We start from the raw sequence: 8,986 nt of genomic DNA on the forward strand, positions 1-8,986 counted from the left end.
ACACGACCTACTTGCGGGGTTTGATCCGGGCGGTTGGTTCGGCCACCAACGGATCATCCGGCCAGTAATGCTTCGGATACCGCCCCTTCAAATCCCTCTTCACCTCGGCATACGTGCTGCGCCAGAAGTTCGCCAGGTCCTGCGTCACCTGCACCGGCCGGCGCGCCGGGGACAGCAGGTGCAACTTCACCACCTGACGCCCACCGGCGATACGCGGTGTGTCCGCCAGCCCGAACAACTCCTGCAAACGCACCGCCAGAATCGGCGGCTGTTCGCTGTAGTCCAAACGCACCGAGGAGCCAGACGGCACTTTCACATGCTGCGGCGCCAACTCGTCCAGGCGCTGGGGCAGCGGCCAGGGCAACAGGTTGTGCAGGAAACTGGAGATGTCCAGGTTGGCAAAATGGCTCAGGCGCGAGACTTTGCCCAGGTAGGGCATCAGCCAATGTTCGAGGCTGGCGAGCAAAGCCTTGTCACTGATGTCGGGCCATTCGCTGGTTTTTCCGGCGTCCAACTGGCGCAGCAGCATGACGCGGGCCTGCCATTGGCGCAGTTCAGGCGTCCACGGCAGCAGCTCCAGGCCTTTGCGGCGCACGAGGTTGACCAGCGCCTGGCTGCGCGCGGACTCGTCAAGACCGGTCAGCGGCTCACGGCTGAGCACCAGTTCGCCGACTTTGCGTTGGCGTTCGGCGCGCAGTACGCCTTCGCGCTCGTCCCAATCCAGTTGGTCGACGTTGCGCACTTGTTCAGCGAGCACGCTATCGAACAATGCCGGATCAAAATCAGCCGCGAGGTAGATGCGTTCTTCGCGCTGGCCCTGGCGGCTGCCGAGGTCGGCGATGACCAACCACGGTTGTTTCATCAGGCTGTCGGCCTCGGCGAACAGCGCGGCGCGGCCGTTGGCCAGACGGTATTCGGCGCCGCCGGGGCGGCGTTGCTGGGCGACGCGGTCCGGGTAGGCCAGCGCCAGCAAGGCGCCGAGCCAGCGTGGGTGGTCAGGGTCAGCGACGGCTTGGGTCGCCTGGCCTCTTAAATAACCGCGGTACTGCCGCGCCAATTGCTTGGCCCGCTGCACGCCACCTTGGGTGCCCCGCGCGCGTTCTTCGCCGGACATCAGCGCCAAACGGCTGTGCAAATCCGCACCGCCGCCGCGCAAGATATCGCGCTCACCCAACAGCGCGGCGACATCACAGGCGGTGGCTGCCAGCCCCAGGTCCTGCCCGCGCAGCAACAGGTGGGCAATACGCGGATGCGCCGGCAGCTCGGCCATCTTCTGGCCATGGGTTGTGAGTTTGTCGTCATTCAAAGCGCCGAGGCGCACCAGCAACTCCTGGGCCTGGGCATACGCGGCAGTCGGCGGCACGTCCAGCCACACCAGTTGCGTGGGCGTGACGCCCCAGCGCGCCAGTTGCAAGGCCAACCCGGCGAGGTCGGCGGCGAGGATTTCCGCACTGCCATAGGCCGCCAAGCCTTCATGCTGGTCCTCGGACCACAACCGATAACACACGCCCGGCTCCAGGCGCCCTGCCCGACCGGCGCGTTGGGTGGCGCTGGCGCGGGAGATGCGCTGAGTGTCGAGGCGGGTCATGCCGCTGCCGGGGTCGAAACGCGGGACCCGCGCCAGCCCGGCGTCGATCACCACGCGCACGCCATTGATGGTCAGGCTGGTCTCGGCGATGTTGGTGGCCAGCACCACTTTGCGTTTGCCGGCCGGTGCCGGGTCGATGGCCGCACGCTGGGCGTTGAGGTCCAGCTCACCATGCAGCGGGCACAGCAGCACATCAGGGCGATCACCCAAGGCGTCAGCCAGTTGCTGATTAACGCGGCGAATCTCCGCTTGCCCCGGCAAAAAAACCAGAATGCTGCCAGTTTCGTCGTGCACAGCGTCGAGGAGTGTTTGCACCACGCGCGGCTCAATAAATTCCCCTGCCTGGTACGGCCGCCCCCAGCGCATCTGCACCGGGAACATGCGCCCTTCACTGCGCAGGATCGGCGCGTCATCCAGCAGCCCGGCCAGGCGCTCGCCTTCGAGAGTGGCGGACATCAGCAGGATTTTCAGCGGTTGTTCATCGCGAAACAGGTCGCGGCCATTCAGGCTCAGCGCCAACGCCAGGTCGGCGTCGAGGCTGCGCTCGTGGAATTCATCGAAGATCAGCAGGCCCACGCCTTCCAGCGCCGGGTCGTCCTGCAAGCGGCGGGTGAGAATGCCTTCGGTGACCACTTCGATGCGCGTATTGGGGCCGACCTTGCTGTCGAGGCGGATACGATAACCGACGGTTTCACCGACCTTTTCACCCAGCTCACTGGCCAGGCGTTCGGCGGCGGCGCGTGCGGCCAGGCGCCGAGGCTCGAGCATCAAGATGGTCTGCCCGGCCAGCCACGGCTCGTTCAACAGGGCCAAGGGCACGCGGGTGGTTTTACCGGCGCCGGGCGGCGCTTCCAGCACGGCTTCATGGCGAATCGCCAAGGCGTCACGCAGGGCGGGTAAAACATCATCGATTGGCAACGAATTCATACTGGCTCCAAAGCAGAGCGGCGAGTATAACGGCGAACTGCCGGATGCCGGTGTTGGTCTCAGCACCACCACCGGCTTGGGCTGCGAATGCAGTCAAAGGTGGAAGCTGGCTTGCCTGCTCCCACATTAGAGCGGCGTCGCTCAACAGAGTTGTCATATAGTCCCGTATCAACCGTGTTCAGGAGATTTTCATGCGTATCGCTTCCCGTGTCATCGGCGGTGTCCTCGCCGTCACCCTGCTGAGCCAATTGACCGCCTGCGGTTCGATTTTCTACCCGGACCGTCGTGGCCAGATCGATGGCAAGATCGACCCGACCATTGCCGTACTCGACGCGGTGGGCCTGCTGTTCTATGTGATCCCGGGCCTGATCGCGTTTGGTGTCGACTTCGCCACCGGCGCCATCTATTTCGAGCCGGGCAAGACCGCCCAAGTCGCCCCCGAGAAACTGCGCGAAGCCATCGGCGCTGACGGCAAGGTCGACAATGCCAAGCTGCAAACCATCATCGAGCAGGAAACCGGCCGCACCCTGCCCCTGGACGACCCGCGCATGATCCAATTCAAGGGCAGCGTGCAACAACTCGCGGCCCTGGGCCTGCAACCCGCCGCTTAAGGATTCGACCCACTTATGACCAGCAGTCCCGAACACGCCAGGCTCTTGCGCCTGGCCACTCGCGCCTCCGTGGGCGTGGCCTCTGCGCTGATTATCACCAAGGCCGTCGCCTGGTGGCTCAGCGGCTCGGTGAGCATGCTTGCCGGGTTGACCGACTCGCTGCTCGACGGCGTGACCTCGCTGCTCAATTTGCTCGCGGTGCATTACGCGCTGCGCCCGGCCGACGATGATCACCGCTATGGGCATGGCAAGGCGGAATCACTGGCAGGCATGGCCCAGGCACTGTTTATCGCCGGCAGTGCGGCGTTGATCGCGTACCAGGCGTACCAGCGCTTGCAGCATCCGGAGCCCGTCGGCGCGCCTTGGCTGAGCATTGGTGTGATTGTGTTTTCGCTGGTGATGACCGTGGCGCTGCTGATGCTGCAACACCGGGTAGTCCGTGAAACCGGCTCCAACGCGGTGCGCGCGGACTCGCTGCATTACCGCTCGGATTTGCTGCTCAACGGCAGCATCCTGGTGGCACTGGTGTTCGCGGGCATGGGTTTCCATCAGGTGGACGCGTGGTTCGGCCTGGGGATCGCCGCCTACATCCTGTGGAGCGCAATCCAGATCGCCCGAGAGAGCTTTGCGGTGTTGATGGATGAGGAGCTGCCGCCGGACGTGAGCCAGCACATGCTGGAACTGGCGCAGGGTGTGCCGGGCGTGTTGGGTGCGCATGATTTGCGCACGCGAATTTCCGGCAGCCACTGGTTTGTACAGTTGCACCTGGAATTGCCGGGGGAATTATCGCTGTCGGTGGCCCACGGCATCAGCGATCAAGCCGCCGATGCCATTCACCAAGCCTACCCGCGCGCCGAAGTGCTGGTGCACGCCGACCCGCGGGAAGTGGTCACGGGCAACAAAGCCTAGTACTGCACCTGATAGCCGCGACTGGTCAGGCAGTTGCCCTGGGCCTGGCGGTAGGTTTGCACCACCGCCGGGTCAGGGGCGTAGGTCACTGCCTGCGGGTCGAAACCGCTTTGCTGCACGGCCCAACGATAACAATCGTAGCCGTCCTGCTGCACTTGAGCCGGTGATTGGCCATTGGCCGGGTAAGCCACTACGTCATAACCGTTGCCTTGCGGCGCGGGCTGGGGCGTCGGCACTTCTGTAGGCGGCTGCACCACCACGTACTGCTGAGTGGCGCTTTCATAGGTGTAATACGAGCCGGCGGCGAGGAAGAACAGCGCGCTGCCCACCCACACTTCCCGCGCGTAGTCCGGTAAGTAGTGCACACGGATGCCGTACGGCGGCGTCACCACCTCATAGCGCGGGCCTTGCGGGCGATACCAGTAGCCGCCGGAGAAGAAATAATCCTGGCCACGGTAAGGCACGCGGTAATTACGGTCGGGGAAACGGTCGACCATATAGCCTGGGCGGTATTGCGGGCCTGGGCCCCAGCCGTTGCCATGCCCATTCGGGCGGCCTGGCCAACGGTTGTCATTGGGGTGGCCATTATTGAAGCCGCCACTGTTATTACCCAGGCGCGAACCTGGGCCGCCGGCCTCCCAATGCGGGTTGCCGTCGTTGCGTCGTGGGATGTCACGGTAGTAACCCTGGCGCGGTTCCTGGGTCTGGCGCACGGTGTCCGGGCGACCTTGAATCGGCAAGTTATTCGCAGGCGCAGGCGCGGGTCGGGTCTGCTCGGCACCTTGCGGGCGGCCTTGCCACTGCCCGGCGCCGTGCGGCTGTTGCTCGGCGCGATCGAAGTGCTGGTTTTGCGGGCGCGGCGGGTTGTTTTCCCCACGCGGTTGATTGTTCTGCGGGCGGGGTTGGTTATTTTGCGGTCGCGGCTGCTCGTTGCCTTGCCGCCCGCCTTCCGGACCTCTTTCATGTTGACCGCCCCCTTCAGGGCGTGGGTCGTCGGCCATCACTTGCGTGCCGACGCTAACCATCAGCAAACCTACACCTGCCATACGCCAGATGCGCTTCATGCTATTCCTCACTGCGGATAAGGGCCTAGAACGTCCGGCCTCATAGATAAGACTGGAAAAGCCCTGCCCGGTTCTGAGATAGGTTATCAGTCGCAAGAGTTATTTTCGTAGGTAAAAGGCGCACGCAAAAGAAAAGGGGTGACCCGTCGGCCCCCCCTTGAGAATTTCGTCCTGGCTCAACGCTTTTGACGTTGGCTCACCTCACGCCGTCTTGTGGACAGTGTGCAGCCTGGAGGCCGGCTCAACCCTGCTAGGGCGGCGGCCGCAGCGAGCCTGATTGGGCTCGCTTTAAGTGGACTGTTGTCCAGGCGGTGATTCTGTTGGTAATCATAGGCCCCGCGCGCCGACAGATGATTGCGAAGATTGCGTCAATAAACAGTGCTTGCGCAATTTTTAACCCTTCATAGATAATTCGCCGCAATAGTTACGACAAAGGCCAACCCAATGAGCAAGCTTGACCGATACGACCTGAGTATTTTGGCGGAATTGCAGCGCGACGCGAGGATCTCCAACCAGGAGCTGGCCGAACGCATCGGCTTGTCGCCGTCGCCCTGCTCGCGCCGGGTCAAGCAGCTTGAGGACGACGGCTACATCGCGCGCCAGGTTGCCTTGCTGGATCGCAAGATGCTCGGCCTGAGCCTCACGGCCTATGTGCTGATCGGTATGGACCGCCACACGCCCGAACGTTTCGAGAACTTCGAGGCGGCCATCCGCACCCTGCCGCAAGTACTGGAATGCAGTTTGGTGACGGGGATGGATGCTGACTATCAGTTGAAAGTGGTGGTGCCGGACATGGACCACTATCAGAAACTGCTGCTGGGGCATTTGACCCGTATTGAAGGCGTGACCAGCGTGCGCTCAAGCTTTGTGCTCAATCAGGTGCTCAACAGCACCGAACTGCCGCTGACGCACCTGCGTACCTGATCTCAAAAACGATGCCCCCCCCTGTGGGAGCTGGCTTGCTCGCGAATGCGGTCTGTCAGTTAATGAGGATGTGACTGATGCACCGCATTCGCGAGCAAGCCCGCTCCCACATTTAGCCCCTGTACGACGCAGGTCAATGTAGCGCCTGCCACGCCGCCTTATACTTGCAGCCTGCCCTGCCGGAAAAAACTCCCATGAACAACATCGACCCCGCCGTGTTTGAAGAATGGATGATGACCGGCCTGGTCACCCTCCTGATCATTTTCATGGGCTTTATCGTCTGGGACCTGGCAAAGAAATCCAAAGCCGGGCGCTTTGGCTCTTTCATCCTGTTTTTCGTGCTGGGCCTGGGCGTGGCCGCGTTCATCATCAAGAGCGTGGTAATCGGCCTGATCGAGTCCGGCGCCCTATAACCGCGCCGGCACTTCCTTCCATTGGCCTTGGTCCAGGCCCTCAATCGACCAGTCACCAATTCGCACGCGCACCAGACGCAAGGTCGGCAAACCCACCGCCGCCGTCATGCGTCTTACCTGACGGTTACGTCCCTCACGAATCACCAATTCCAGCCAATGCGTCGGCACACTTTTGCGAAACCGCACGGGCGGGTTGCGCGGCCATAACTCAGGCTCGTCCAACGGCCGCGCTTGCGCGGGCAAGGTCATGCCGTCGTTAAGCTCCACGCCGTCACGCAGGCGTTGCAGTTGTTCTTCGCTGGGTTCGCCTTCGACTTGCACCCAGTAGGTTTTCGCCAGCTTGTGCTTGGGGTCGGCAATCCGCGCCTGCAGTTGGCCATCGTTGGTCAACAGCAACAGACCTTCGCTGTCACGGTCCAGGCGACCGGCCGGGTAAATGCCGGGGATGTCGATAAAATCCTTGAGGGTCGCCCGCCCGCCTTCGTCACTGAACTGGGTCAGCACATCGAAAGGTTTATTGAACAGGACCAATTTCGGCTCAGCCGGTGGCGCCTTGGCAACGCGACGCGCAGCAGAATGTGGAGGTTTCACGCCTGGGCGGCGCGAATCGGGACGGGTGGGACGGGACATGGCAAAGAAACATCTAACGGTCAGGACCGACAATGCTAGTGGCCTGACCGCTAAATGACCATCCCAACCGCTTAGCGGAACGGCGGCTCGTCGAAGCTGCGCAGTTTGCGCGAGTGCAGCGAGTTGAGTTCGGTGCGCAACAGGTCCACCGCCTCGATGCCGATTTTCAAGTGCTGGCTGACCGCACGCTCATAGAACGCGTTGGCCGAACCTGGCAGCTTGATCTCGCTGTGCAGCGGTTTGTCCGAGACGCACAGCAACGTGCCATAAGGCACGCGCAGGCGATAACCCTGGGCGGCGATGGTGCCGCTTTCCATGTCCACTGCTACGGCGCGGGACAGGTTGATTAGCGGCCGTTCCTGGGCCCAACGCAGCTCCCAGTTGCGATCGTCGTAGGTCAACACGGTGCCGGTGCGCAGGCGCTTTTTCAGCTCTTCGCCTTTTTCGCCGGTGACGTTGGCCGCGGCTTGCTGCAAGGCCATCTGCACCTCGGCCAGGGCCGGAATCGGGATATTCGGCGGCACCACACGGTCGAGAATCCCGTCGCGGCGCATATAGGCGTGGGCCAATACATAGTCGCCGATGGTCTGGGATTGGCGCAGCCCGCCGCAGTGGCCGATCATCAGCCAGCAGTGTGGGCGCAGCACGGCCAGGTGGTCGGTAATGTTCTTCGCGTTGGACGGGCCGACGCCGATGTTCACCAGCGTTACGCCGTGGCCGTCGCTGGCTTGCAGGTGGTAGGCCGGCATCTGGTAACGGTGCCAGACCACACCGGCAGCAATCGCCGAGGCTTCGCCGTGGTCCATGCTCTTGTCGATGATTACGTTGCCCGGCAACACCATGCGGATAAACCGTGGGTCGCTGCGCAATTGCTCCAGGCCATGCAGGATGAACTGGTCAACATAGCGGTGGTAGTTGGTCAGCAGGATCCACGGCTGCACATGGCGCCAGTCGCTGCCGGTGTAGTGCACCAAGCGGCGCAGGGAAAAGTCCACGCGGGCGGCGTCGAACAGCGCCAGCGGCAGCGGGTCGGTGTTTTCCCAGTCGTAGAGGCCATCGGCAATGCCGTCGGTGGCGGCGGACAGGTCGGTGCTGGGGAACACACGCGCCAGCGTTGCGGCGGTTACGCCGGAGCCGGCCAGTTCGTCGCCCTGCTCCACCACATACGGGTAGGGAATGTTCTGTTGGCTCACGCCGACTTCCACCGTTACGGTAAAGTCATGCATCAGCGGCACCAACTGCTCCAGCAGGTACTTACGGAATGCCGCCGGATGAGTGACGGTAACGCTGTAGGTGCCCGGCAACTGGACCTTGGCATACGCACGGGTGGTCTGTGGGACTTCGCCCTGAACTAGGTAGGTCAGGCGCAATTCCGGGTAGCGAAACAGTGCGCGTTGTGCGGCGTCGGGCTCGACGCGGTCCTTGAGGTATTGCTTGAGAGCTTGATTGAGGGCGCCGGTAGCACGCTCATGAAGAGCCGCCAGCCGATCCACGGCTTCTTCGGCGGTTTGAACGACAACAAAAGCTTCGGTCACGGTAAGCATCCTGTGTTCTGACTTGCAGGCCTTTATCTTGCCTGTATCGCGGCCTCACTGAAACAGTGGAATTGGATTGCGATCAATGTGGGAGCGGGCTTGCTCGCGAATACGGTCTGTCAGTTGCTGAATAGGCGACTGATACGGCGCATTCGCGAGCAAGCCCGCTCCCGCATTTTGACCGAGTTTAGTCAGAGGTTTGGGGTCGAACGGGCGACAATCGCCTCAACATTCACACCGCGCGGCAAGGTGCCGTAAACCCGACCGGACGATTCCCCCAAGCGACTGGCAATAAAACCATCACTGACCGCCGCATTCCCCGCCTCCCGCAGCAGCTTGGCCTGCAACGCCACAGCAATGTCCCCCACCAATTGACGCGCCCGGT

Annotated in this window: 8 protein-coding genes and 1 pseudogene; 4 read left to right on the top strand and 5 right to left on the bottom strand. The window is 62.6% G+C overall.

Annotated features, from left to right (window positions below; genetic code table 11):
* Positions 1–7 precede the first annotated feature (7 nt).
* Complete coding sequence (hrpB, locus tag E0F99_RS09980; protein ID WP_083356637.1) at positions 8–2,515, bottom strand: ATP-dependent helicase HrpB; 2,508 nt, start codon at positions 2,513–2,515, stop codon at positions 8–10.
* Between the two features lie 191 nt (positions 2,516–2,706).
* Between hrpB and E0F99_RS09985 the strand changes: the two genes are divergently transcribed.
* Positions 2,707–3,126, top strand: a complete 420-nt coding sequence (locus tag E0F99_RS09985) for a polyribonucleotide nucleotidyltransferase (protein ID WP_083356636.1) — start codon at positions 2,707–2,709, stop codon at positions 3,124–3,126.
* Positions 3,127–3,141: 15 nt separating this feature from the next.
* The gene (locus tag E0F99_RS09990; protein ID WP_083356635.1) at positions 3,142–4,035 is read left to right on the top strand and encodes a cation diffusion facilitator family transporter; all 894 of its coding nucleotides are present in this window, start codon (positions 3,142–3,144) and stop codon (positions 4,033–4,035) included.
* Here the strand turns inward: E0F99_RS09990 and E0F99_RS09995 are convergent.
* Complete coding sequence (locus E0F99_RS09995) at positions 4,032–5,099, bottom strand: DUF6515 family protein (protein WP_083356634.1); 1,068 nt, start codon at positions 5,097–5,099, stop codon at positions 4,032–4,034. The genes E0F99_RS09990 and E0F99_RS09995 overlap by 4 nt on opposite strands.
* 444 nt (positions 5,100–5,543) lie before the next feature.
* On the opposite strand from E0F99_RS09995, the gene E0F99_RS10000 reads away from it, so the two are divergent.
* Positions 5,544–6,023, top strand: coding sequence for an Lrp/AsnC family transcriptional regulator (locus E0F99_RS10000; RefSeq protein ID WP_003194418.1), 480 nt, complete (start codon positions 5,544–5,546; stop codon positions 6,021–6,023).
* A 203-nt stretch (positions 6,024–6,226) separates the two neighbouring features.
* The gene (locus tag E0F99_RS10005) at positions 6,227–6,436 is read left to right on the top strand and encodes a DUF2788 domain-containing protein (protein ID WP_048724945.1); all 210 of its coding nucleotides are present in this window, start codon (positions 6,227–6,229) and stop codon (positions 6,434–6,436) included.
* Here the strand turns inward: E0F99_RS10005 and E0F99_RS10010 are convergent.
* From E0F99_RS10010 to E0F99_RS10020, 3 genes and pseudogenes are all read right to left on the bottom strand, one after another.
* Complete coding sequence (locus tag E0F99_RS10010) at positions 6,431–7,066, bottom strand: pseudouridine synthase (RefSeq protein ID WP_083356633.1); 636 nt, start codon at positions 7,064–7,066, stop codon at positions 6,431–6,433. The genes E0F99_RS10005 and E0F99_RS10010 overlap by 6 nt on opposite strands.
* A gap of 71 nt (positions 7,067–7,137) precedes the next feature.
* Positions 7,138–8,610 (bottom strand): AMP nucleosidase, encoded by a 1,473-nt coding sequence (gene amn, locus E0F99_RS10015; RefSeq protein WP_162276180.1) that lies wholly within the window; start codon positions 8,608–8,610, stop codon positions 7,138–7,140.
* Between the two features lie 182 nt (positions 8,611–8,792).
* Positions 8,793–8,986, bottom strand: a pseudogene (locus tag E0F99_RS10020) (DNA alkylation response protein); the annotation flags it as partial.

Source organism: Pseudomonas antarctica, assembly GCF_900624995.1.
In the GTDB taxonomy this organism is placed as follows: Bacteria; Pseudomonadota; Gammaproteobacteria; order Pseudomonadales; family Pseudomonadaceae; genus Aquipseudomonas; species Aquipseudomonas antarctica.